At 61.8% G+C, this 24,891-nt stretch carries 22 protein-coding genes; 10 read left to right on the top strand and 12 right to left on the bottom strand.

Annotated elements, in window-relative coordinates; translation table 11 throughout:
* Positions 1-205: 205 nt before the first annotated feature.
* Positions 206-3,172: a valine--tRNA ligase gene (locus TR36_RS06770; protein WP_062762800.1), complete on the top strand. Its 2,967-nt coding sequence runs from the start codon at positions 206-208 to the stop codon at positions 3,170-3,172.
* A gap of 6 nt (positions 3,173-3,178) precedes the next feature.
* Positions 3,179-4,279, top strand: coding sequence for a pyridoxal phosphate-dependent aminotransferase (locus TR36_RS06765; RefSeq protein ID WP_062762797.1), 1,101 nt, complete (start codon positions 3,179-3,181; stop codon positions 4,277-4,279).
* On the opposite strand, the gene TR36_RS06760 is transcribed toward TR36_RS06765, so the two are convergent.
* Together TR36_RS06760 and TR36_RS06755 are read right to left on the bottom strand one after the other, a co-directional pair.
* On the bottom strand, positions 4,276-4,629 hold the full coding sequence (locus TR36_RS06760) for a DUF4177 domain-containing protein (protein ID WP_062762794.1): 354 nt from the start codon (positions 4,627-4,629) through the stop codon (positions 4,276-4,278). The two genes, TR36_RS06765 and TR36_RS06760, sit on opposite strands and share 4 nt — an antisense overlap.
* A 76-nt stretch (positions 4,630-4,705) precedes the next feature.
* Entirely contained in the window at positions 4,706-6,076 is a 1,371-nt protein-coding gene (locus tag TR36_RS06755) for a class II 3-deoxy-7-phosphoheptulonate synthase (protein ID WP_045390770.1), read from the bottom strand.
* Between the two features lie 161 nt (positions 6,077-6,237).
* Here TR36_RS06755 and TR36_RS06750 point away from each other — a divergent pair, with 161 nt between their 5' ends.
* Positions 6,238-8,073, top strand: a complete 1,836-nt coding sequence (locus TR36_RS06750) for an ABC-F family ATP-binding cassette domain-containing protein (RefSeq protein ID WP_045390773.1) — start codon at positions 6,238-6,240, stop codon at positions 8,071-8,073.
* Positions 8,074-8,077: 4 nt separating this feature from the next.
* The gene (locus TR36_RS06745; protein WP_045390775.1) at positions 8,078-8,653 is read left to right on the top strand and encodes a TIGR02281 family clan AA aspartic protease; all 576 of its coding nucleotides are present in this window, start codon (positions 8,078-8,080) and stop codon (positions 8,651-8,653) included.
* Here TR36_RS06745 and TR36_RS06740 read toward each other — a convergent pair.
* Genes TR36_RS06740 through TR36_RS06730 form a run of 3 tightly spaced genes read right to left on the bottom strand, consistent with a single transcriptional unit; the run spans position 8,650 to position 11,057 of the window.
* Positions 8,650-9,156, bottom strand: a complete 507-nt coding sequence (locus TR36_RS06740) for a GNAT family N-acetyltransferase (RefSeq protein ID WP_045390778.1) — start codon at positions 9,154-9,156, stop codon at positions 8,650-8,652. The genes TR36_RS06745 and TR36_RS06740 overlap by 4 nt on opposite strands.
* Positions 9,117-9,575: a DNA polymerase III subunit chi gene (locus TR36_RS06735; RefSeq protein WP_045391006.1), complete on the bottom strand. Its 459-nt coding sequence runs from the start codon at positions 9,573-9,575 to the stop codon at positions 9,117-9,119. Before TR36_RS06735 ends, TR36_RS06740 begins: the two co-directional genes overlap by 40 nt.
* Positions 9,576-9,587: 12 nt before the next feature.
* Positions 9,588-11,057 carry a leucyl aminopeptidase gene (locus tag TR36_RS06730; protein ID WP_045390781.1) on the bottom strand — a complete coding sequence of 490 codons (1,470 nt, stop codon included), beginning with the start codon at positions 11,055-11,057 and terminating at the stop codon, positions 9,588-9,590.
* A gap of 146 nt (positions 11,058-11,203) precedes the next feature.
* Here TR36_RS06730 and lptF point away from each other — a divergent pair, with 146 nt between their 5' ends.
* Genes lptF through rsmA form a run of 6 tightly spaced genes read left to right on the top strand, consistent with a single transcriptional unit; the run spans position 11,204 to position 18,549 of the window.
* Complete coding sequence (gene lptF, locus TR36_RS06725; RefSeq protein ID WP_045390784.1) at positions 11,204-12,304, top strand: LPS export ABC transporter permease LptF; 1,101 nt, start codon at positions 11,204-11,206, stop codon at positions 12,302-12,304.
* Entirely contained in the window at positions 12,301-13,392 is a 1,092-nt protein-coding gene (lptG, locus tag TR36_RS06720) for an LPS export ABC transporter permease LptG (protein WP_045390787.1), read from the top strand. The genes lptF and lptG overlap by 4 nt, the downstream gene beginning before the upstream one ends.
* On the top strand, positions 13,392-15,533 hold the full coding sequence (locus tag TR36_RS06715; protein ID WP_045390790.1) for an LPS-assembly protein LptD: 2,142 nt from the start codon (positions 13,392-13,394) through the stop codon (positions 15,531-15,533). Before lptG ends, TR36_RS06715 begins: the two co-directional genes overlap by 1 nt.
* A 28-nt stretch (positions 15,534-15,561) precedes the next feature.
* The gene (locus tag TR36_RS06710) at positions 15,562-16,755 is read left to right on the top strand and encodes a peptidylprolyl isomerase (protein ID WP_045390793.1); all 1,194 of its coding nucleotides are present in this window, start codon (positions 15,562-15,564) and stop codon (positions 16,753-16,755) included.
* Positions 16,752-17,720 carry a 4-hydroxythreonine-4-phosphate dehydrogenase PdxA gene (gene pdxA / locus TR36_RS06705; protein WP_045390795.1) on the top strand — a complete coding sequence of 323 codons (969 nt, stop codon included), beginning with the start codon at positions 16,752-16,754 and terminating at the stop codon, positions 17,718-17,720. The genes TR36_RS06710 and pdxA overlap by 4 nt, the downstream gene beginning before the upstream one ends.
* The gene (gene rsmA, locus TR36_RS06700) at positions 17,707-18,549 is read left to right on the top strand and encodes a 16S rRNA (adenine(1518)-N(6)/adenine(1519)-N(6))-dimethyltransferase RsmA (protein WP_045390798.1); all 843 of its coding nucleotides are present in this window, start codon (positions 17,707-17,709) and stop codon (positions 18,547-18,549) included. Before pdxA ends, rsmA begins: the two co-directional genes overlap by 14 nt.
* A gap of 25 nt (positions 18,550-18,574) precedes the next feature.
* Here the strand turns inward: rsmA and TR36_RS06695 are convergent, their stop codons facing one another.
* From TR36_RS06695 to yajC, 7 genes are all read right to left on the bottom strand, one after another.
* On the bottom strand, positions 18,575-19,294 hold the full coding sequence (locus TR36_RS06695; protein ID WP_067397923.1) for a DUF4167 domain-containing protein: 720 nt from the start codon (positions 19,292-19,294) through the stop codon (positions 18,575-18,577).
* A 204-nt stretch (positions 19,295-19,498) separates the two neighbouring features.
* Entirely contained in the window at positions 19,499-20,320 is an 822-nt protein-coding gene (gene prmC / locus TR36_RS06690; RefSeq protein WP_062762787.1) for a peptide chain release factor N(5)-glutamine methyltransferase, read from the bottom strand.
* Complete coding sequence (gene prfA, locus TR36_RS06685) at positions 20,317-21,372, bottom strand: peptide chain release factor 1 (protein WP_062762784.1); 1,056 nt, start codon at positions 21,370-21,372, stop codon at positions 20,317-20,319. The genes prmC and prfA overlap by 4 nt, the downstream gene beginning before the upstream one ends.
* Before the next feature lie 31 nt (positions 21,373-21,403).
* The gene (locus TR36_RS06680) at positions 21,404-21,766 is read right to left on the bottom strand and encodes an Mth938-like domain-containing protein (RefSeq protein ID WP_045390810.1); all 363 of its coding nucleotides are present in this window, start codon (positions 21,764-21,766) and stop codon (positions 21,404-21,406) included.
* Complete coding sequence (gene secF, locus TR36_RS06675) at positions 21,766-22,737, bottom strand: protein translocase subunit SecF (RefSeq protein WP_045390813.1); 972 nt, start codon at positions 22,735-22,737, stop codon at positions 21,766-21,768. Before secF ends, TR36_RS06680 begins: the two co-directional genes overlap by 1 nt.
* A gap of 12 nt (positions 22,738-22,749) precedes the next feature.
* The gene (secD, locus tag TR36_RS06670) at positions 22,750-24,417 is read right to left on the bottom strand and encodes a protein translocase subunit SecD (RefSeq protein WP_045390816.1); all 1,668 of its coding nucleotides are present in this window, start codon (positions 24,415-24,417) and stop codon (positions 22,750-22,752) included.
* 32 nt (positions 24,418-24,449) lie between these two features.
* Positions 24,450-24,776, bottom strand: a complete 327-nt coding sequence (yajC, locus tag TR36_RS06665) for a preprotein translocase subunit YajC (protein WP_045390819.1) — start codon at positions 24,774-24,776, stop codon at positions 24,450-24,452.
* Positions 24,777-24,891 lie beyond the last annotated feature (115 nt).

Below are 24,891 nucleotides of genomic sequence, written 5' to 3'. Positions count from 1 at the left end.
CGCCTCTTGGAGGTGCGGCGATCCCGCCCTTTCCTGAAAAATCGTGGAAGCCGCATATGGGGCATATTCACACGCTTGGCTAGTACTTTTATGACGCGTCGGCGGTTAATTTCGCACCCCTGTTTTTACGCATCCTTGCTGCGGTCTTGGCCTTTGCCGCATCAGACTGTATTCCATGCGCAACTAGATACGGGAATGTCCAAAGATGCCGATGGAAAAGACGTTTAACGCCGCCGAGGCCGAAGCCCGCCTTGCCGCAATGTGGGAGGCGATGGGGGCCTTCAAGGCCGGTGCCAATGCCTCGCGTGAGGAAACCTTTTGCATCATGATCCCGCCGCCCAACGTCACGGGCAGCCTGCACATGGGCCATGCATTCAACAACACGTTGCAGGACATTCTGGTGCGCTGGCACCGGATGCGCGGGTTCGACACGCTGTGGCAGCCGGGCACCGACCATGCGGGCATCGCTACGCAGATGGTGGTGGAACGCGAACTGGCCCGTACCAACCAGCCAACGCGCCGCGAATTGGGCCGTGAGGCATTTCTGGACAAGGTCTGGGAATGGAAGGACAAATCCGGCGGGACCATCGTCAACCAGCTCAAACGCCTCGGCGCATCCTGTGATTGGGAGCGGGAAGCCTTCACCATGTCGGGCAACTTCCCCGAGGCCGTGACGAAGGTCTTTGTGGAAATGTTCCGCAAGGGCCTGATCTATCGCGGCAAGCGGCTGGTGAACTGGGACCCTCATTTCGAAACCGCCATTTCGGATCTGGAGGTCGAGAACATCGAGACCCCCGGCCATATGTGGCATTTCAAATATCGCCTCGCGGGCGGTGAAACCTATGAATACGTGGAAAAGGACGAGGATGGCACCGTCACCTTCCGCGAAACACGCGACTATATCTCCATCGCAACGACCCGGCCCGAAACCATGCTGGGCGATGGCGCTGTCGCGGTCCATCCGTCCGATGCCCGCTACGCGCCGATCGTGGGCAAGATGGTGCATCTGCCGCTGTGCGACCGGCTGATCCCGATCATTTCCGACGAATATCCCGATCCGGCCTTCGGCTCGGGCGCGGTGAAGATTACCGGCGCGCATGATTTCAACGATTATCAGGTGGCAAAGCGCGCCAACCTGCCGATGTACCGGCTGATGGACACCAAAGGCACAATGCGGGCCGATGGCGCATCCTATGAGGATTGCGTGGCCCGGGCCCGTGAGATTGCGGAAGGTTCCCCGACGAACGAGGTAGAGGTCGATGCCCTCAACCTCGTGCCCGCCAAATACCGCGGCATGGATCGGGAAACCGCCCGCGCCGCCGTCGTGGCCGACATCACCGCCGCCGGCCTTGCCGTAACCGAACTGGTCAAATCCATTGACGAGGATACCGGCTCGGAACATCTGACACGCGTACCGGTGGTTGAATCCAAGCCGATCATGCAGCCTTTCGGAGATCGCTCCAAGGTTGTCATCGAACCCATGCTGACCGACCAATGGTTCGTTGCCACTGACAAGATCGTGAGCCCTGCCCTTGATGCCGTACGCAACGGTGATACGCAGATCCTGCCCGAGCGGGATGCCAAGGTCTATTTCCACTGGCTGGAGAACATCGAACCCTGGTGCATCTCCCGGCAGCTGTGGTGGGGCCACCAGATCCCGGTCTGGTACGGCCCGCGCAAGGTTCCGGCCGAGGAGGCAGGCACCATGCCCTTCGACTGGTCCGAAACCGTGTCCTTCTGCGCCGCCTCCGAGGACGAGGCCCGCGCCCAGATGCGCGACTATTATGGCGAATATGCCCTGATCCCCGCCGAGAACCGTGATGCCGCAATCGCAGGCAACGGCGCACAATCGCCCGACGTGGCGGGTGTGGGGTACTGGCGTGACCCTGACGTTCTGGATACGTGGTTCTCTTCAGGGCTCTGGCCGATCGGAACGCTTGGCTGGCCCGAACAGACGCCGGAACTGCAGAAGTATTTCCCGACCAATGTTCTGGTTACAGGGTTCGACATCATCTTCTTCTGGGTGGCCCGGATGATGATGATGCAGCTTGCCGTCGTGGATCAGGTGCCGTTCAAGACGGTCTATGTCCACGCCCTTGTCCGTGACGAAAAGGGCAAGAAAATGTCCAAGTCGCTGGGCAATGTGCTCGATCCGCTGGAACTGATCGACGAATACGGCGCCGATGCCGTCCGCTTTACCGTGACAGCCATGGCTGCGATGGGCCGTGACCTGAAACTGTCGACGGCACGCATCGCAGGCTACCGCAATTTCGGCACCAAGCTGTGGAATGCCTGCCGCTTTGCCGAGATGAACGGCGTATGGGAAAACCACACCACCACCGCCACCCCGCCCGAGGCAACGGCACAGGTCAACCGCTGGATTATCGGGGAAACCGCCGCCGTTCTGGCCGAGGTGAATACGGCACTGGAAACCTATCGTTTCGATGCTGCGGCCAATGCGCTCTATGCCTTTGTATGGGGCAAGGTCTGTGACTGGTACGTGGAATTTGCCAAGCCGCTGTTCGACGGTGAGGTTGCCGATGAAACCCGCCGGACGATGGCATGGGTTCTGGATCAGTGCATGATCCTGCTGCATCCGATCATGCCCTTCGTCACCGAAGAACTGTGGGGCACGACAGGTACGCGTGCCAAACCGCTGGTCCATACCGATTGGCCCGAATACGGCGATCTGGCCGATCCGCAGGCAATGCGCGAAATGACCTGGGTCATCTCGGTCATCGAGGGCATCCGTTCAGCGCGCGCGCAGGTACGTGTTCCCGTCGGGATGAAACTGGACGCACAGGCCATCGGCATGGACGCTGCGGCCCGCGCTGCGTGGGACCGGAACGAGGCCCTGATTGCACGTCTGGCCCGCATCGCCTCGTTGACCGAGGCGGATGCGATCCCCTCTGCCGCCATCACCATCGCCGTCGAGGGGGCAACCTTTGCCATTCCGCTGGAAGGCGTCATCGACATCGCCGCAGAAAAGGCGCGGCTGGAAAAGACGATGCAGAAGCTGGAAAAGGACATGGGGGGCATCAAGGGACGGCTGAACAACCCCAAGTTCATCGCATCCGCGCCCGAAGAGGTGGTGGTCGAGGCGCGCGAGAACCTTGCCATCCAGCAGGCCGAGGCTGAAAAGCTGCAAGCCGCCCTGCGTCAGCTAGGATAACGGACCATGCCCCGCTACACACCGCTGGTGCAAAGTCTGCCCTCCACCGTGCCCTTCGTCGGCCCCGAAACCCAGGAACGGGCGCGGGGCAAGCCGTTCAAGGCCCGGCTGGGGGCGAATGAAAGTGTCTTCGGCCCCTCCCCCCATGCGGTAAAGGCAATGGAGCGGGCGGTTGGCGATGTCTGGATGTATGGCGATTCCGAATCCCGTGAATTGCGCGATGCCTTGGCAGCCCGGCACGGGGTCGCGCCTGAAAACATTGTTGTCGGAGAGGGGATCGACGGCCTGCTGGGGTTGTTGGTCCGTCTGACCATCGGCGCAGGCGATGCGGTGGTAACATCGGACGGGGCCTATCCCACTTTCAACTTCCACGTGGCGGGGTTCGGCGGGGTGCTGCACAAGGTGCCCTATGCCGGCAACTTCGAGGACCCCGAAGCCCTCGCAAGACGTGCGGCCGAGGTCGATGCCAAGCTGGTCTATATCGCAAACCCCGACAATCCGATGGGCAGCCATCATCCGGCAAGGGCCATTCTGCGCCTACTTGATGCCCTGCCCGCCGGGGCGCTGCTGATTCTGGATGAGGCCTATGTCGAGCTTGCGCCTGATGGAACGGCACCGCAAATCGCGGCAAACGATCCGCGGGTCATTCGGATGCGCACCTTTTCCAAGGCCTATGGTCTTGCCGGAGCACGGATCGGATATGCCATCGGGGCCGAAGATCTGATCCGGTCATTCAACAAGGTCCGCAATCATTTCGGCGTCAACCGGATCGCGCAGGCCGGTGCCCTTGCCTCGATTGCCGATGTGGATTGGCTCGATAACATCCGCACGGAAATAGGGGCTGCGCGTGAGACATTGGCGCAGATTGCCGCAGAAAACGGGCTGGTTGCCCTGCCCTCGGCCACCAATTTTGTGACGATGGATTGTGGTGCGGACGGCGAATTCGCACGCCGGGTGATGGAGGAACTTCTGGCCCGCGACATCTTTGTCCGCATGCCGTTTGTTCCACCCCATAACCGCTGCATCCGCGTCAGTGCGGGAACACCCGAGGATCTGGGCCGCTTTGCAGCAGCCCTTCCCTTGGCATTGGCGGCAGCGCGGGCCTAGGCCCCGCGCGCAGCCGGGCCGATCGGCTTTGATACACCCTCGGCATTGGCGACAGGCGGACGTGCGGGATTATCCTGCACAGGCACCGTGCTGGACCCGACACGAACTGTGTCATCGCCCATCGACCGGCGGAAAACCAGAATATGCTGCACAACCGTGGCACGACGCGTCCAGCCCGAACGCTCTTCCGCCGGAAGGCTCTCGGCGCGGACATATTCCCAACCATCGCGCCCCATGGTGTTCATGACCCCGGACAAGGCAAGGGCAAACCGCTCGGACGCCGAACGGACACCTCGCGCCTTTTCACCCTTGGTCGGGGCCGGAATGACTTTGTATTCGTAGCGCGTCATGGCTCGCTCCTGCGTTTTTCCTTGCGGGACATAGCCTTGTACGGCGCGGATTCCAACCGCGCCGTACAGGATATGATCATTGTGCAGCGCGCAGACGCTCGTTACGCAGCGACGACAGTTCTTCCGACACAAGGAATGCCAGTTCCAGCGCCTGGTTGGCGTTCAGCCGCGGATCACAGGCGGTATGGTAGCGCGCCGACAGATCCTCATCCGTGACATCGCGAAGGCCACCGGTACATTCGGTGACATCCTGCCCCGTCATCTCGAAATGCACGCCGCCGGGGATCGTCCCTTCGGCACGGTGGATGCCAAAGAATTCATGCACCTCACGCAGGACACTATCGAACGGGCGGGTCTTGTAGCCCGAGGATGACTTGATGGTATTTCCATGCATCGGATCACAGGACCAGACGACATTCGCCCCCTCTTCCTGCACCGCCTTGATCAACCGTGGCAGATGGTCACCGACCTGCCCCGCGCCGAACCGGGCGATCAGCGTCAGACGGCCTGCCTCGTTTTCAGGGTTCAGCTTGGCCATCAGGACCTTCAGATCCTCCGCCGTGGTGGAGGGGCCGCATTTCAGCCCGATCGGGTTCAATACACCCTGGCAGAATTCCACATGCGCCCCGTCGGGCTGACGCGTGCGATCTCCGATCCAGATCATATGGCCGGATCCGGCCACCGGCTGGTCCGAGATGGAATCGATGCGGCACAGTGCCTCTTCGTATTCCAACAACAGTGCTTCGTGGCTGGTGTAGAAATCGACCGAGGACAGCGAATGGGCGGTACAGGCATTCACGCCGGCCGCCGTCATGAAGTCGAGCGCATCGGAAATGCGGTTCGACAGTTCACGGTATTTCTGCGCCTTGTCATGCTCGGCAAAGCCGAGTGTCCATGCGTGAACGCGGTGGATATCGGCAAATCCGCCGGTAGAGAACGCGCGCACAAGATTCAGGGATGCCGCGGCCTGCGTATAGGCCTGCAACATGCGCTGCGGATCCGGAATGCGCGCCTCGGGCGTGAAATCGAACCCGTTGATGATGTCACCGCGGTAGCTCGGCAGTTCCGTTCCGTCCACGACCTCGGTGGCGGAGGATCGTGGCTTGGCGAACTGGCCTGCCATGCGCCCGACCTTTACCACCGGCACCTTGGCGCCATAGGTCAGCACAACGGCCATCTGGAGCATGACCTTGAACGTGTCACGGATGTTCACCGCGCCGAATTCGGCAAAGCTTTCGGCACAATCGCCGCCCTGCAGCAGGAATGCATTCCCCTTGGCAACATCCGCCAGCTGGGCACGCAGTTTGCGGGCCTCTCCGGCAAAGACCAGCGGTGGATATTGGGTCAGCTGCGCTTCGACTGCATTCAACGCAGCCTGATCGGGATAATCCGGCATCTGGATGCGCGGCTTCGCGCGCCAATCAGATTTTGTCCAGCCCTTGGTCATAACACTCTTTCCCCGCAGCAGTCATTCGGGCGGCTATAGTCTCAATACCGCCTGAAATCCATTTCAATCGTCGTCCTGTACACCCCAAAGCCGCCATGGGCCGCCGCAGCGCGTAGCTGTACCACATTGACGTTTACGCACGCTTAGGGCAAGCGGGACGGATGCTTCGCATTTCAGATATCACATATTCGATCGAAGGCCGCCCGCTCTTCGAGAACGCTTCGGCAACCATCCCCACCGGCCACAAGGTCGGGCTCGTGGGTCGGAACGGGGCGGGTAAAACCACGCTGTTCCGCCTTATCAAGAGCGAACTGGCGCTGGAAGGGGGTGAGATCAGCCTCCCCTCCCGCGCAAGGATCGGTGGCGTGGCACAGGAGGTACCTTCCTCCTCGACCTCGCTTCTGGATACGGTGCTTGCCGCCGATACCGAACGGGCCGAATTGCTGGCCGAGGCCGAAACCGCCACCGATCCCGCACGTATTGCCGAGGTGCAGACACGGCTGAGCGATATCGATGCCTGGTCCGCCGAAGGGCGCGCCTCGCAGATCCTGAAGGGTCTGGGCTTCGATGCCGAGGCGCAGCTGCGCCCCTGCTCCGATTTCTCGGGGGGCTGGCGGATGCGCGTGGCGCTGGCGGGCGTGCTTTTTGCCCAGCCGGACCTGCTGCTGCTGGACGAGCCGACCAACTATCTGGATCTTGAAGGGGCGCTGTGGCTGGAAAGCTATCTCCAGAAATATCCGCATACCGTTCTGATCATTTCGCATGATCGGGGCCTGCTGAACCGGGCAGTTCAAGGCATCCTGCATCTGGACAGCAAGAAGCTGACCTACTGGACCGGGCCCTACGACCAGTTTGCCCGCCAGATGGCCGAACGCCGTGCCGTACAGGCCGCCGAGGCCAAGAAGCAGGACGCACGCCGGGCCCACCTGCAAAGCTTTGTCGACAGGTTCAAGGCCAAGGCCTCCAAGGCCGTTCAGGCGCAATCGCGCGTGAAGATGCTGGAGAAGATGGAAACCATCACCCCGCCCGAAGAGGCGCGGAAACAGGTGTTCACCTTCCCCGAACCCGAAGAACTGTCACCGCCCATCATCAATATGGATGGCGCCTCCGTGGGCTATGACGGCAAACCGGTGCTGCGGCGGCTGTCGCTGCGGGTGGATCAGGATGACCGGATCGCCCTTCTGGGCCGCAACGGTGAGGGGAAATCCACCCTTTCCAAGATGCTGGCGGGCAAACTGCCGGTGATCGATGGCAATGTGACGCGATCTTCCAAATTGCGTATCGGCTATTTTGCGCAGCATCAGGTTGATGAGCTGCATGTCGATGAAACGCCATTGCAACACCTTCAGGCCATGCGCCCTGCCGAAGGGCAACCGCGCCTGCGCGCAAGGCTTGCCGGATTCGGGCTTGGCGCGGATCAGGCGGAAACGGCCGTGGGGCGCCTTTCGGGCGGGCAAAAGGCACGGCTGTCGCTGCTGCTGGCCACGCTGGATGCGCCGCATCTGCTGATCCTTGACGAACCGACCAACCACCTCGACATGGAGAGCCGCGAGGCCCTGACCGAGGCGCTGAACGGATACTCCGGCGCGGTCATCCTTGTCAGCCACGACATGCACCTGCTGTCGCTGGTGGCGGACAGGCTCTGGCTGGTAAAGGACGGGGCCGTAAACCCCTTCGATCAGGATCTGGAAGCCTATCGCAAGATGCTGCTTTCCGGGGATGAACCCGAGAAACCCAAAGCGGCACCCAAGAAGAAAGCCGTCAGTCGCGAAGATACCCAAGCCATGAAGGCCGAGGTTCGCAAATGCGAAGAGCGGGTCGGCAAGCTGACCGATATGCGTGAGAAGCTGGCAACCAAACTGGCCAACCCCGAGCTGTACGAACGGCCGGCCGAAGCCGAAGTCTGGCAGAAGAAATACGCCGAGGTGATGGAGGCGCTGGACCGGGCGGAAGACATGTGGCTGCGCGCCCAGAGCAAGCTCGAAGCGGCAGGCTGAGCCGATGGACGGCTACGATCTGGGGCGCCTGGGATACCTTGCGTTGCTGCTGGTCTTTGTCGGCAGCTGGATCGTCGTCGAATATCGCGGACGGATGGGGGCAGCGCTGCGGACGCTGGTCGCATGGGGCCTGATCTTTCTGGCTGTGGCCGCAGGCTATGGCCTGTGGACAGAGATGGGCCCCACCCTGACCCCGACCCGCCAGATCGCCAAGGCGGATTCGCTTGAAATTCCCCGCGCCGCCGACGGGCATTACTATCTGACCGTGAATGTGAACGGTACGAACATCCGCTTTCTGGTGGATACCGGCGCTTCGGGTATCGTGCTGTCGGAACGGGATGCCGAACGTGCCGGCCTTGAGCCGGGTAATCTGCACTATCTGGGCACGGCCAATACGGCCAATGGTGTCGTGGCCACGGCCCGGGTCAAACTGGCCTCCGTCACTCTGGGGCAATTCATGGACCGCAATGTCGTGGCTTACGTCAACGGCGGAGAGCTGAATGAATCCCTCCTGGGGATGAGTTATCTCGGCCAGTTCCATATGGAGATTTCCGGCGACCGGATGGTTCTGCGCCGCTAGGCAAGCGCGGCAAAGGCCTGCGGATAGAACAGTTGCCCCGTCGGCGGAACATCATCCGCCGCACGCACCAGCAAGGAGGGTCCGGCAAAGGCGCAGGCATATCCCGCAGCTTTGGCCGACGAAAACCCGAACCGCCCGAAATACTCCTCCGCGCCGCGAACGAAAACGGCATTGCAGGGATGGGCCTCAAGCGCTGCCATCACCAGCGCCGTTCCGATGCCCTGATCCTGCCACAACGGGGCAACGGCAAGCGGAGCCATCGCACAGGCTGAAAACGGCGCATCAAGGGTCGCCAGCAGCACATGACCAACAATCTCCTGCTGCCATTCGGCCACCAGTGCCAGCTGCACCGCCCCGTCCGATCGCAATGCATCGATCAGCGCAGCCTCTGCAACGCGCCCATAGGCCGCACGGACGATATTGTCGATTTCAGGATAATCCTCGGGGGTTTCAGCACGAATCCTTACGCGCTGGCGGTACCGCGCTCGGCCTTCTTCTCCCATCGCCCCCCCTCTTCGGACCAGTATTGGGCTGCAACGCCTGCACCGACCACGGCCCGCCACTGATCGCGGGCATGGGCCAGCGCCGCATCATCCATTCCGTCAAACAGCACCCACAGCCGGTCCAGCGCCCCGGCCTCGGCCGGGTCAAAGGCCGCCCCATCCACCACCATCAGGCAGTTTGCATTATTCGTGCCCTTTCCTGTGCCCAACAGCACGGGTTGCAGGGCATCATGTGCGCCCCCTTCCCGACCATGGGGAAGGAAACTGTCGTCACTGGCAGTCCACAGGGCCCGATCCAGATGATCCAGACCTTCGGGATTGCTGCCGCGCACCATCACCCGCCATCCCGCGCCCAGCGCACGGGACAGCAGGGTGAACACGGTATCCTCCTGCTTTGAATGCGTCAGGTGATAGAACATCACCGGCATCGCTTACCCCTCAAAACGGTCGCGGATCAGGCGGTTCAATGCCAGAACCCCCCAGCCGGTTGCGCCTGCGGGGGCAAAGGCACTGCTTCCCTTCAGTGAGGCCGTGCCCGCAATATCCAGATGGATCCACGGCGTATCGCTTTTGACAAAGCGCTTCAGGAATTGCGCGGCCACGATGGAACCACCGTCACGCCCCGTGCCCACATTGCGCATATCGGCCACGCGGGATTTGAGACGCGCATCATAGGCATCGCCCATCGGCAGGCGCCATGCGCCCTCTCCCTCGGTGCGGGCTGCCGCAAGAAACGCCTCGCACAGCGAATCATCATTGGAGAATACGCCCGCATTCTCGTGGCCCAGCGCCACGATGATCGCGCCGGTCAAGGTAGCCAGATCAACCATTCCGACCGGTTTGAAACGTTCCTGCGCGTACCACATCACGTCCGCCAGCACCAAACGGCCCTCGGCATCGGTATTGATCACCTCGATGGTGTCGCCCTTCATGGATTTGACAACGTCACCTGGACGCTGCGCCAACCCGTCGGGCATATTCTCGACCAGGCCGACCAGGGCAACGACATTCGCCTTTGCCTTGCGCAGGGCCAGGGCACGCATCACACCGGCCACGGTTCCGGCACCCCCCATGTCCATGGTCATATCCTCCATCCCGCCCGCAGGCTTGATGGAGATGCCGCCCGTATCGAATACGACGCCCTTGCCGATCAGCGCGAAGGGCGGCTCTTCGCCACCGCCATTCCACTGCATGACCACGATCTTGGTCGGCGTCGGCGAACCGAGGCCAACGCCCAGAAGTGCGCCCATGCCCAGTTCGGCCAGCTGCGCCTCTTCCAGCACCTCAACCTCCAGCCCCAGATCGCGCATCGCCAGCAGACGATCGGCAAATTCGGTGGTGGTCAGGATATTCGCCGGTTCGTTCACCAGATCACGGGTAAAGCACACCCCCTCGGCCAATGCCGCCAGCGGAGCGGCCTCGGCAGCGACAGCCTCACAGCCGTTCACCATCAGGGTCACCGCGCCGAACTTATCGGAGCTGACCGATTTGCGGGCTTCGAAACGGTAGGCGCGCAGCGAGATGCCGAAGGCGACCTCTGCCGCGCGACCCACACCATCCGCAAGCACCAGCGCATCCTCGGCGCTAATGGCCTGGCCGATCGCGGCCCCGGCCTTGCGGGCGGCATCGGCGTCATCCTTGCTGTCCAGCCGCAGAACCTGCAGGCGGTCGGCCATCAGCCCTGTCGGAAAGGCCAGATCGATCCCCTCTCCCGCGCCCAGCTTGGCAAATGCGTCGGATTTTGCCACACGCTCCAACAGGCCGCCCGTCAGCACATCCACATGTCGTGCCGCCGTCCCCATCTTGCCGCCCTCGCCAAGAAACACGACGATGCGGCCCGTGCTGCCGGCAATCCGTTCGATGTCGGTTTCCACGAATTTGGGGGATACATGCAGGGTCATCGGCGTCTCCGTCAGGCGAAACAGGTTAAGAGCAAGGCAAACTTCCGCGTGAGCCTAGTCTTTGCCCCCCGGAATAACCAGATAGCAGTTTTCCCCGCCACGCGTTTCGGCTAGTTTCGGGAAAACAGATAAGAACGAGGGATGAAGTGGCAAGATTCGACAGATACATGCTGTCGCAACTCTTGCAGTTGTTCGGTTTCTTCTCGCTCGTGCTTGTGGCGATCTACTGGATCAACACGGCCGTCAGCCTGTTCGAACAGCTGATCGGTGACGGCCAGTCCGCCCTTGTCTTTCTCGAGTTTTCGTTGCTGACCCTTCCGAATGTGATCCGGCTGGTGCTGCCTATCTCGGCCTTTGTCGCCACGGTCTACGCGGTCAACCGGCTGGTATCGGAATCCGAACTGGTGGTCATGCAGGCCACAGGCTTCTCCTCGTTCCGGCTGGCACGGCCTGTCGTCTATTTCGGCATGATCGTGGCCGTGATGATGCTGATCCTGATGAACCTGCTGGTCCCCCTCAGCCGCAATATCCTTGCCGACCGCACGGTCGAGGTCAGCGATAGCCTTGCTGCGCAATTCGTGAAGGACGGCACCTTTCTGCATCCGGCCGATGGCATCACGCTCTACATCCGGGAAATCTCCCCGAACGGAGAGCTGGAGGGCCTGTTTCTTCAGGATGATCGTGGTGCCGAGCAGGTGCTTTATACCGCCGCCAGTTCGCTGCTGGTCCGGAGCGATACAGGCCCCAAGCTGATCATGCTGAACGGGATGGCCCAGACACTGGCAAGCGGGCGGCTGTCCGTGACCCGCTTTGCCGATTTCACCTATGATATCGGCGCGATGCTTGACACCCCCGTCCGCGGACCACGCCGCATGAACGAGCTTTCCACACTCGAACTGCTGCAACCGACCGATTCGCTAATGGAGGAAACGCGGAGTGAGCGGGCAGAGATGGTCTTCGAGGGGCATGATCGTCTGGCCCAGCCCCTGCTGGGCCTGGCAGCCACGTTGATCGGGTTTGCGGCGCTGATTCTGGGGTCGTTCAGCCGGTTCGGGCTATGGCGGCAGATCGCGGGCGGCGTGTTGCTGCTGATCGTGGTGCAGCTGATCAATACCATCTCGGCGTCCATCGGGCCCCAGATCGCGATGGGCTGGATTCTGGCCTATGCCGCGCCGGTGTTCGGCTGCCTGATCGCCGCAGCACTGCTGTGGTGGTCGCAACGCCCCAAGCGGAGGCGGAGCGCATGATCCTCAGCTTTTACGTTGCCCGCAGATTTGCGCGCATGGTCCTGCGGGTAACGGCGATTTTCTTCGGAATTCTGCTGCTCATCGATCTGCTGGACCAGCTTCGCCGCTTTTCGGGCCGGGTCAGCTTCGGTCAGGCGATGGAGCTTGCGCTGCTGCATGTCCCCTCCAGCCTGTACACCATCCTGCCGTTGATCTTCATTCTGGCGGCCATCGCCCTGTTCATGGGTCTGTCCCGCTCTTCCGAACTGGTGGTGATGCGGGCCGCGGGCCGCGCGGGATTGCGAATTCTGGCCGCCCCCGCGATCACGGCCTTTCTTCTGGGGGTGGGCGTCGTTGCGGTGCTGAACCCGCTGGTTGCGGCAACATCGAACAAATACGCCTCGGTCGTGGCCCGGATGGAGCAGGACAGTTCCCGCACGCTTTCCGTCTCGGGTGAGGGGTTGTGGCTGCGTCAGGGCAGCGCGACGGGCCAGACCGTCATCAGGGCGCAGCGTGCAAACGCCAACGGCACCTTCCTGAGCGGCGTGACCATCCTCAACTTCAACCGCGACGGCCAGCTGACAGGTCGCACCGAAGCAGAAGAAGCCACGCTGACGCCCGGCCAATGGACCTTGAAGGACGCCAAACGCTGGAAGCTGGACGATGACAACCCCGAAGCGACGGCTACCTTCGCCGTCGAGGTCAAGATCCCCTCGGATCTGACGCCGGACGGCATCCGCGCCGGTTTCCGCGATCCTGCCGATATCGCGATCTGGAAACTGCCGCAGTACATCAAGGGGCTGGAAGTGGCAGGCTTTCAGGCGCGCGAGCATATCGTCTGGTTCCAGAGCGAACTGTCCCTGCCGATCTTTCTTGCGGCAATGGTCCTGATCGCAGCCGGTTTCACCATGCGTCACGCCCGCGCGGGCCGCACCGGCAGCAAGGTGCTATTCGCGCTTCTGGTCGGTTTTTCCGTATTCTTTTTGCGCAATTTTGCCCAAGTTCTGGGTGAAAGCGGGCAAATACCTGTCATACTGGCGGCATGGATTCCGTCTGTCGCTGCCGTTCTTGCCTCGCTTGGCCTTCTTTTGCATCTGGAGGATGGCTGATGCGTCTTCGCGCCGCCCTGTTCGCCCTCGCCGTTACCATGCCCGCTGCGCCGGCCTTGGCGCAGGATCAGGCCACGCTGGTGGCCGATGACCTGCGGATTCAGGGCAATAACGTCCTGAACGCCGACGGCAACGTAGAGATATTCTATCAGGGCCAACGGCTTCGTGCGTCTTCGGTCCAATATGACCGGGCCAAGGACAGCCTTCTGATTTCCGGCCCGATCACGCTGGATGATGGGCAGGGTGCGATCCTGCTTGCTGATCAGGCAGAGCTTTCGGGCGACATGACCAACGGCATCCTTCGCAGTGCCCGCGTCGTACTGAACAACCAGCTGCAACTAGCCGCAAGCGAGGTGAACCGCATCGGGGACCGCTACACCCGGCTGGGCAGATCCGTCGCCTCCTCGTGCCAGATCTGCGCCACGAACCCGACCCCGCTGTGGGAAATCCGTGCAAAGGAAATCATCCACGACCAGCAGGAACGGCAGATCTATTTCGAGAACGCCCAGCTTCGCGTCTATGGCGTGCCGATTGCCTATATCCCGCGCCTGCGGATGCCCGACCCGACCGTAACCCGTTCCAGTGGTGTATTGCAGCCCTCGGTGCGGACAACCTCGGATTTCGGAACCGGCATCAAGATCCCCTACTTCTTTGCCCTGGGGGAAAGCCGCGATCTGACGATCACGCCCTATTACACCACGAAGAACACCCGTTCCGTCGATATCAAATACCGTCAGGCCTTCAACAGCGGCTGGATCGAATTCAACGGCGCCTCCTCGACCGACGAGCTGGTGGACGGGCAGCGCGGCTATATCCTGGCGACAGGCGAATTCAAACTGCCCGATGATTACGTGCTCAAACTGCGTGTGGATACCGTCAGCGACGACACATACATGGACGATTACGGGCTGGAAGAACGGGACCGTCTTGAAAGCAGTGCCGAAGCCACGCGGACACGGCGCAACGAATATATCTCGGGGCGGATCATCAATTTCCAATCGCTCCGCGATGGAGAGCCGACATCGACCATCCCGTCGCAGGTGGCCGATGCCACGCTGCACCGCCGTTTCACCGGCGGCCCCCTGGGCGGTGAGGCCGGGCTGGAATTCCAGGTGCATAGCGCCACGCGCACATCTCATCTGGATTATGACACCGATGACGATGACGATGATATTGCGGACGGCCGCGACACGCAGCGGGCATCGGTCCGGCTGGACTGGCGGCGCAACTATGTTCTGCCCGCCGGTATTCTCGGCACCACGATGGGAGAGCTGGCCGGAGACATCTACAATATCGACGAGGATGCCGAATACGAGGGCACATACGGAGAGCTGAACGGCTCGGTCGGTGTGGAATTCCGCTGGCCCTGGGTGCGCAACGATTCCAACGGGACAAGCCAGATCCTCAGCCCGATCGCGCAGCTTGTCTGGAGCCCGAGCGATTCCAACGATGTCCCGAATGAAGACAGTACGCTGGTCGAATTCGACGAAACCAACCTGTTCTCCTTGAACCGCTATTCTGGCTATGATGCCTATGAACGCGGCGCGCGGATGAATCTGGGCCTGCAATACACCCGTGTTGCCGCCTCGGGCTGGAGCTTTGGCACCATCGTCGGGCGGACATTCCGTGACAGCGATCTGGATCAGTTCACCGCCGCCTCAGGGCTTGATGGCAAGACCAGCGACTGGATGACGCAATTCCAGATCATCATGGGAGAGGGTCTGGTCCTGACCAACCGGACATTATTCGACGACACCTTCGATGTGACCAAATCCGAAATGCGCATGGACAGCGAGATCGACCTGTTCACCCTTTCGGCCTCCTACGTCTACATCATGGCCGACGCGACCGAGGATCGCGACGATGACCTGTCGGAAATGAACTTTTCAGGCAGCTACAAGATAAACGACGCATGGAAGGCAAATGCCTCGACACGCTATGATTTCGTGCTGGATCGCGCGGCCAGCGCATCGGTCGGCGCGGAGTTCAGTAACGAGTGTTTGTCGGTCGATCTTTACCTCTCGCGTCACTACTCATCCTCGTCTAGTGTTGACCCAACCACTGAATTCGGCCTGTCGGTCGATCTTCTGGGCTTTGGCAGCAAATCGAAACCCGGTCCTACCGGCACCTGTAGAAGCTGATCCCCGGACTGAGACAAGAGAAGACAGCATGAACCGCCTCCATACCATACTCCTTGCAACGGCGATTGCCCTGGCCCCCATCGCAAGCGGTGCGCAAAGCCTTTTCGCGCCGCATGTCATCGTGAACGGGGATGCCGTCACCAATTGGGAGCTTTCGCAGCGCCAGCAGTTCCTGACGCTTCTGCGTGCCCCCGGTGATCTGGCACAGCAGGCCGAGGATGGCCTGATAGAAGACCGTCTGAAGCTGAGCGCGGCCAAACAGGCAGGAATTACCGTTTCAGATGAGGCGATCCAGAACGGAATGGTCGAATTTGCCCGCCGGGCGAACCTCGGGGTGGACGAATTCATCGCACAGATCGAAGCCGCCGGCGTGGACCGCACCACGTTCCGGGATTTCGTGCGGGCCGGTCTGCTATGGCGCAGCGTCGTGCGGGACACATTCTCTTCCCGGGTCGTGATCAGCCAGGCCGATGTCGATCGCGCGATCGAGGCACAGGGGCGGGCTTCGAACTACCGCATTCTTCTGTCGGAACTGATCCTCCCGGCCCCTCCGGGCCAGGAAAGCCAGACACTGGAGGCGGCGCGCGAAATTGCGGGCCGCGTGGCGAACGGGGATGATTTCGCGGAATTTGCCCGCCGTTATTCCGCAACGCCTTCTGCCGCGAACGGGGGCGCGCTGGAATGGCTGCCGCTTTCGGACCTGCCCGCAGGGTTGCAGCCAATCTTCATGGCGTTGAAGCCCGGTGGTGTGACCGAACCGCTGCCGATTCCGAACGCGGTTGCCCTGTTCCAGTTGCGCGCGCTTGAGGAAACGGCCCCGACCGTCCGGCCAACCGAGGTGGAGCTTGCCTTCTACCCCCTGCCCGCCGGTAGCGATCCTGCCGCAAAACGCATCGCCATCACCAGCGATGCCGACACCTGCACCGATCTGTACCGCGTTGCCCGCGAGGATGGTGTGGCCGTTCAGCGACAGACCCTGCAAACGGCAGCACTGCCTGCCAACATGTCACAGACCGTTTCGGGTCTGGACCAGAATGAAACGGCAATCATCACCCAGAATGGTACCCCGACGCTGGTCATGCTTTGCGCCCGGCGCCCCGTATCGGACACGCCGGTGGACCGGAGCGCCATTGAGAACCAGTTGACCAACCAGCAGCTGACATCGATGGCAGAGGTGTATCTGAGCCAGCTGCGCGACAACGCAATCATCCGCACGCCGTGAAGCCTGTTGCCCTGACATGTGGGGAGCCTTCCGGCATTGGTCCGGAAATCGCTGCCAAAGCGCGGGCTCTGCTGGGGGCGGATCTGCCGTTCTTTCTTATCGGGGATGAACGGCATCTGCCTTTGGAAACCCGTTTCCAGCTGATCGAGCATCCAGCCCAGGCCACGGATGTTCCGGCCGATTGCCTGCCGGTGCTGCACCATGCCTTTCCGGAACCGGCCCTTGCCGGCAAACCGGCCGCGGCCAATGCATCCGAAGTGATTGCCGTTATCGCGAAGGCTGTGGATCTGGCGCAGCGGAATGAGGTTTCGGCCATCTGTACCGCGCCGATCAGCAAGAAGGCCCTGATTGACGGGGCTGCTTTCGCCTATCCCGGGCATACCGAATACCTCGCTGCCTTGGCGGGGGTTGATCGCGTCGTGATGATGCTGGCCTCCGACGCATTGCGCGTTGTTCCTACAACCATCCACATTCCGCTGGCCGAGGTGCCTGCCGCCCTGACCCCCGCCCTGCTGGACGAAACGATCCGCATCACCCACGCGGCCCTGATCCGCGATTTCGGCGTCGCTTCCCCGCGTCTGGCCATATCGGGCCTGAATCCGCATGCGGGGGAAGGCGGCGCGATGGGTACGGATGAGGCGCGGATGGTCCCCGTACTTGACCGGCTGCGCGCCGAGGGGTTTGACCTGTCCGGCCCCCTGCCCGCCGATACCATGTTTCACGCAGCCGCGCGTACCCGCTATGATGCGGCCATCTGCATGTACCATGATCAGGCCCTGATCCCGATAAAGACGATTGCCTTTGACAGCGGCGTGAACGTCACACTCGGCCTGCCCTTTGTCCGCACCTCTCCGGACCATGGTACTGCCTTCGATATCGCGGGGCGCGGCATCGCCGATCCCTCCAGTCTGATTGCCGCGCTGCGAATGGCAGCAGAAATGGGAGCCCGCCGTGGCAATGATTGATGGCCTGCCGCCCCTGCGCGATGTCATTCGCGACCATGATCTGGTCGCGAAAAAACAGCTGGGACAGAACTTTCTGCTGGACCTGAACCTGACCGCGAAAATCGCGCGTATGGCCGGCGACCTGAAGGGCTGCGACGTGATCGAGGTCGGCCCCGGACCCGGCGGCCTGACCCGTGGCCTTCTGGCCGAAGGGGCACGGCGTGTCCTGGCCATTGAGAAAGATCCGCGATGCCTGCCTGCATTGGCCGAGATATCCGCCGCCTATCCCGGTCGGCTTGACGTCATAAACGCCGATGCGCTGAGCATCGATCCGACAGACAGGCTGACCGCACCGATCCGTATCGTTTCCAACCTTCCCTATAATGTCGGAACCGAACTGTTGATCCGCTGGCTGACCCCCGCGCAATGGCCGCCTTTCTGGGACAGCCTGACCCTGATGTTCCAGAAAGAGGTCGCAGAACGTATCGTCGCCAAACCGGGGAACAAGGCCTATGGCCGACTGGCCCTGCTGGCACAATGGCGTACCGAACCGCGCATCGTTCTGACCCTGCCACCCGAGGCCTTTACACCGCCGCCCAAGATCCATTCCTCTGTGGTGCACCTGAAGCGTCTGGAAGAACCGCGCTATCCCGCTGATGGCACCATCCTGTCGCGCATTACGGCCATGGCCTTCAACCAGCGGCGCAAGATGCTGCGCTCCAGCCTCAAAGGTCTGGCGCCCGATATCGAGGATCGGCTGGTTGCCGCGGGGATCAAACCCACGGACCGTGCCGAGGACATTCCGCTTGAAGGATTTTGCGCCCTCGCCCGTGAAATTGCCCGGAAATAAAAAACCGCCCCAAGGGGCGGTCTTTTTATTCTGTAGCCTCGGATGATGACGGGCCGTCGGGCGCGGCATTCTCGGTCGGCTTGTTGCGCGGACGGCGTGTATTCGTCCGGCGCGGAGCCTCACCCTCGGCGGCCGGTTCACGCGGAGCGCGGGGGGCGCGTGGGGCACGGGGCTGACGCGGGGCACGCTGCGGTTCCGGTGCTGCGGCGGCCTCGGGGGCAGGACGCTCCTCGGCTGCGGGCTGCATCTCGGGCATCGGCGGCATCATCTGCGCCGTTGCATCAACTGTTTCCGGCTGATGCTGGGGCTGATCGCGGCGGTCGTCGGCCTGATGCTCCCGACGTTCTTCCTGCGGCTGGTCGCGGCGGTCGTCGGATTGGTGATCCCGGCGGTCATCGCGGCGGTCACGGTCACGATTCTGCTGGTTGTTATTATTGTTATGGTTCTGCTGGTTGTTGTGATTGTGCTGCTGCTGGCGCGCCTCCTGTTCGGCGGCCATTTCGCGCTGCGCTTCACTCAGCATACGGGTGTAATGCTCGGCATGCTGCAGGAATGCCTCGGCCGCCACACGATCATGAGACAACTGTGCATCGCGCGCCAGAAGCTGATATTTCTCAATGATCTGCTGGGGCGTGCCACGCACCTTGCCGTCAGGGCCGGAGCTGTCGAACACACGGTTGATGATATTGCCGATTGGGCGCGGGCGGTTCGATTTCGAACGCGAGCGAGACTTTGAGGATCGCATGTTATCCTTGTATCCGACCATCTGGCCTTACCTTACAGGTGTTTGGTGGTGGCTCTGCCATAAACGGCGAGCTTCCAGAATGCCGGGCTGTTGCGGCTAGGGTATGCGGGACCGTGGCGCAGAATGCGTCGTTCCCGTCACAGGTTTTAATAAGCACCTCAAATCCCGTCTGGCAAGGGCTTTCGTATAATTTAATTGATGTTTTCATGTCCGGCGGGCGGAAACGACGCGATCCCGCCCATCGAAATCGGCATGTACCGCAACGCCTGCCAATCCTGCCTCCTGAAACAGCGCCACGACGACTGCGGCCTGTGTCGTGCCGATCTCCACCAGCAGCCGCCCCCCCGCTACCAGATGCCTTGGCGCATGGCGCGCAATGATGCGGTAAGGTTCCAGTCCGTCCCCGCCGGGCGTCAGGGCCAGATGCGGCTCCCACAACCGCACGTCCGGCGAAAGGGCGGGCATTTCCTCTGCCGCAATGTAGGGCGGGTTCGAGACGATCAGATCGAACGTCCCGTCCACGTTGGAAAACCAGTCCGAAACACGAAGGTCCGGCATCAGCCCCATGCTTTGGGCATTGGCCCGCGCAACCTTCAGGGCCACTTCTGAAATATCCACCGCCATGCCTGCAGCGCCGGTTTCCGCCATCAGTGTCAGAAGGATGATGCCCGTTCCCGTACCCAGATCCAGCACCCGTGAAAAAGGTTCCTGCAAGGCCTGTGCGATCAGGATTTCCGTTTCGGGCCGGGGGTCCAGGGTATCGGAGGTCACGCGGAACTGCCGCCCCCAGAACGTCCGCTCTCCGACAATCTGCGCCACGGGCCGATGGGCAAGCCTCTGCTGGATCGCCTCCTCGAACCGAACGGTGCATTCGGTCGTCATCGCGTCCGGAAGGTGCATGAACAACCTGTCGGGGGCGATGCCTGCGGCAAATGCCAGCAGGCGTCGTGCATCCTTGGCAGGTTCCGGGCAATTACCCGCTGCCAGACGCTGGCTGGCCGTGCGAAGCGCCTCGGCCAGTGTCATGATTGCAGCTCGGCCAACCGCTCTGCCTGATCGTGGGTGATCAGGGCGCTGATCACATCATCCAGATCCCCTGCCATGATCTGTGACAAGGCATAAAGGGTCAGGTTGATGCGGTGATCGGTCAGCCGCCCCTGCGGAAAGTTGTAGGTGCGGATACGTTCGCTACGATCACCGGACCCGACCTGCGCCTTGCGGGTGGCCGCACGCTCGTTGTCGGCACGGTCCCGCTCTGCCTCATACAGCCGCGCGCGCAGCACCTGCATAGCGATCGCACGGTTCTGGTGCTGCGATTTTTCCGAGCTGGTCACGACGATACCGGTCGGAATATGCGTGATGCGGACTGCGGAATCCGTGGTGTTCACGTGCTGCCCCCCCGCGCCGGACGCGCGCATCGTATCGATCCGGATATCGGAAGCAGGAATGTCGATCTCCACCTCCTCGGCCTCGGGCAGCACGGCAACTGTCGCGGCAGAGGTATGAACACGCCCGCCACCCTCGGTCTCCGGCACACGCTGCACCCGATGCACACCGGATTCGTATTTGAGGCGGGCAAAGACGCCCTCGCCCTGCACCAGAGCCGTGAGTTCGCGCACACCGCCAAGGTCGCTTTCGGTCAGGTCGATGATCTGGAACCGCCACCCCTTGCTCTCGCAATACCGCTGGTACATCCGCAGCAGGTCACCTGCGAAAAGCGCAGCCTCTTCCCCGCCGGTGCCGGGGCGTATTTCCAGAATTGCGGGGCGTGCATCCGCCGCATCCTTCGGCAACAGGGCAAGACGCAACGCCTGCTCCATCTCGGGGATGCGGGCCTGTAGCCTGGGGATTTCATCCTCGGCCAATGCGCGCATTTCCGGATCGGCCAGCAGCGCCTGTGCCTCGGCCAGATCGTCAAGGGCACGGCGATAGGCGTCGATCTCCGCCGCAATCGGCTTCAACTCGGAATATTCCTGGCTGAGCGCCACAATCTCTGATGCGGGTGCCCCATGAGACAGCTTCGCTTCGAGATATTCGAAGCGTTGCGTGATCTGGGCAAGTTTATCCATTGGAACCATGCGTCGGGAATGGCGCAAGCCGCATGGGTGGTCAAGAGGTGACGGGAATCAGCGCTGCCGCAATGCGCCGCCCTTCGGACAGCAGGACGTTATAGGTCCGGCAGGCGGCAGGTGAATTCATCACCTCCACCCCGATACCGGCCTGTTCCAGTTCATTGCGGAACGCACGGGGCGCATGGGCGATCTCGCTGCCCATGCCGACGAACAGCACGTCGATCCGGCCCTTCAGCGCCAGAATGGCTGCCGCGTCATCAAAGCCGCCCCAACCCATGACACTCCATGGGGAAACCAGAAGCGGGCCTTCCAGCACGCGCCCGGCAATCCTGAAGAACCCCGGGCCATAGCCGTCGATCGGCTGGGCCTCGGGGTAGGAGATTTCTTCAAGCAATGACATCAGGCATCAATATCCGCGAATTTGGTACCAGCCTTGGGCTTTGCCTTCGGCTCTCGGTTCACACCGGTCCACAGTACGAGGTTCTTCGCCATATAGACCGATGAATATGTCCCCAGAATGACGCCCAGGGTAATCGCGGCCACAAAGCCCCGCAGAACATCACCACCGAACACCAGCAGGGCCACAAGCGCCAGCAATGTGGTCAGCACGGTCATGACCGTACGGCTCAGCGTTTCGTTGACCGACAGGTTCATCACGTCGCGCAGCGGCATGGTCTTGTACTTACGCAGGTTCTCCCGCAGGCGGTCGAACACGACGACCGTGTCGTTCACGGAATAGCCCAGAATGGTCAGCAGTGCCGCCACTGTGGTCAGATCGAAGCGGATCTGGAACAGCGCAAAGATACCGACCGTCACCAGCACATCATGCAGCGAGGCAAGGATCGTTCCGACGGCGAACTGCCATTCGAAGCGCAGCCAGATGTAGACGCCGATCCCCAGGGATGCCAGCATGACCGCCATTACGGCAGACCAGATCAACTCTCCGGACACCTTGGGGCCAACCGATTCCACCGAAGGAAAGGTGATGGACGGTGCGACGGTCTTCAGCGCCGCCTCTACCTCGTTCAGCACCTCGGGTGAGGTCGCCTCGGCCCCGTCCTGCACCGACAGGCGGACGCTGGCCACATGTTGGTCGGGGCGGAACGACGGATCGAAGACCTCGGTGATCACGACATCGCCCAGATTCAGCGGCGCCAATGCCTGCCGGTAGGCACCGACGTCCACCGGCTCGGCCGCTTCGGTCCGGATGGTGGTGCCGCCGCGGAAATCGATACCGAAGTTGAGCCCCATGAAAAGGATCACCACGATGGATAGAACCATCGCAACGATCGAGGCACCGAAGGTCAGCCATTGCCACCGGAAAAAGTTGATGGTCGTGACATCAGGGACGAGCTTCAGACGAAGGGCCATGCGCGCCTCTCCTTACACGGTAATGGTTTTGGGGCGGCGCCACGCGTACCACGTGGCAACGAGAGAGCGTGTCACGAAGATCGAGGTGAACATCGACGTGATGATCCCAATCCCTAGCGTCACGGCAAACCCGCGCACCGAACCCGAACCGAAAGCGAACATGATCACGGCGGTCAGCAGCGTGGTGACGTTGGCATCCACGATGGCCGACAGCGCCTTCTGGAACCCTTCGTCCAGCGCACGTACCGGATTGCGCCCGGCGCGAAGTTCTTCGCGCACCCGCTCGTAGATCAGCACGTTCGCATCGACGGCCATCCCCATGGTCAGCACGATCCCGGCAATCCCCGGCAGGGTCAGCGTGGCACCGATGACCGACAGCAGCGCTAGAATCCCCAGCACGTTCACCGCCAGCGCCACATTCGCCATCACGCCGAACCAGCCATAGCAAAGCACCATGAAGACGACCACGGCCGCCATGGCGACCAAGGAGGCCATGCGGCCCGCATCGATGCTGTCCTGCCCCAGTTCCGGCCCGATTGTCCGCTCTTCCAGGAACGACAGTTCCGCCGGCAGCGCACCGGAGCGCAGCAGCACGGCAAGCTCGGTAGATTCCTCTACCGTGAAATTGCCGGTGATGATGCCGGACCCGCCCGGAATGGCAGAGTTGATCACGGGGGCGGAAATCACCTGATCATCAAGCACGATGGCAAATGGCCGGCCGATGTTGCGGGCGGTATAATCGCCGAATACGCGGCCACCGGCCCCGTTGAAGCGGAAATTCACGGCAGGATTGTTTGACTGGTCGAATGCCGGTTGTGCATCGGTCAGATCCTCACCCGAAACAACGGGCGTGGTCTGCACCAGATAATAGGTGCCCGGCTCGCTTTCGGACGGATACAACGCCTGCCCTGCTTCGACCGGTGTGTCCGGATCCGTAGTGCGGTTCAGAACGGTATTGAAGGTCAGCTGCGCCGTGGTCCCGATCAGGGATTTCAGCTCCTCGGCCGATCCGATGCCCGGCACCTCGATCAGGACGCGATCATCGCCCTGCCGCTGGATCGTCGGTTCACGCGTACCGACCTCGTCGATCCGGCGACGGATGATTTCCAGTGTCTGCTGCATCGTGCGCAGGTCCGTCGCCGAGCGTTCGGCCTCGGACAGCTGGATCGTGACGGTATCGCCGGCACCGCTGATATCCAGATCGGATTGTCCGGCCCCGGTCAGCGTCGTGACCGGCTGGGCAAGCGTGCGGGCAATGGCGACCGCACGCTCAAGCCCGGCCGCGTTGGAAATCTGGATTGCCAGAACGCCGGGTTCGGATTGGGTACGGCGAATGCCGCCCACTTCGTCGCGGGCATCCCGCAGGGCATCGCGCATCTGCGGCCACAGGGCATCGATACGGTCGGCATAAACATCGGCCAACTGCACTTCGGCCAGCAGGTGTGCCCCGCCCCGAAGGTCGAGGCCAAGGTTTACCAATGACGAAGGCAGGTAATCAGGCCACATGCCCAATGCCGCGGTCTGTTCGGGCGTCGGGGCGATCGCACTGGCGGCAACCGCCTCGCTCGCATCATTGTGGGTTTCGACCCGGTCATAAAACGCGTTTGGAAGGGCAAACAGGAACGCAGCAAGGCATAGCGCCCAGATGACGATCCGCTTCCACAGGGGAATCTGCAACATTGCTCAGGTCCGGGTCGGGAAAGGGAAAAGGATCAGGCGACGGGTTCGGTTTTGGAAATCACTTGCGCGATCGTGCTGCGCAGGACCTTGACCTTGACGCCCTCGGCGATTTCCACCGTGACTTCATTGCCTTCGCCCACATGGGTCACTTTTCCAAGGATCCCGCCCTGGGTCAGAACCTGATCACCACGGCGCAACGCTTCGACCATGGCACGGTGCTGTTTGACCTTTTTCTGCTGCGGACGGATCAGCAGGAAATACATGATGGCGAAAATCAGGATCAGCGGGACAAAGCTGCTGATGGCGCCCATGGCTCCACCGGCGGTGGCTGATTGGGCGAAAGCGGGGGTTGCGAACATGGGCTATCCTCGGCTCAGACAGGGGCTGCGCCCCGATAATTACGGTGGCGCACCCTAGCCCCGCCCCCCATGGAACGCAAGCGCGTGCCAACACGGCAGGATGCACCGGATCAAA

It is taken from the genome of Falsirhodobacter sp. alg1 (genome assembly GCF_000739715.2).
Lineage (GTDB): Bacteria > Pseudomonadota > Alphaproteobacteria > Rhodobacterales > Rhodobacteraceae > Falsirhodobacter.
This window is presented reverse-complemented; position numbering and strand designations above follow the sequence as displayed.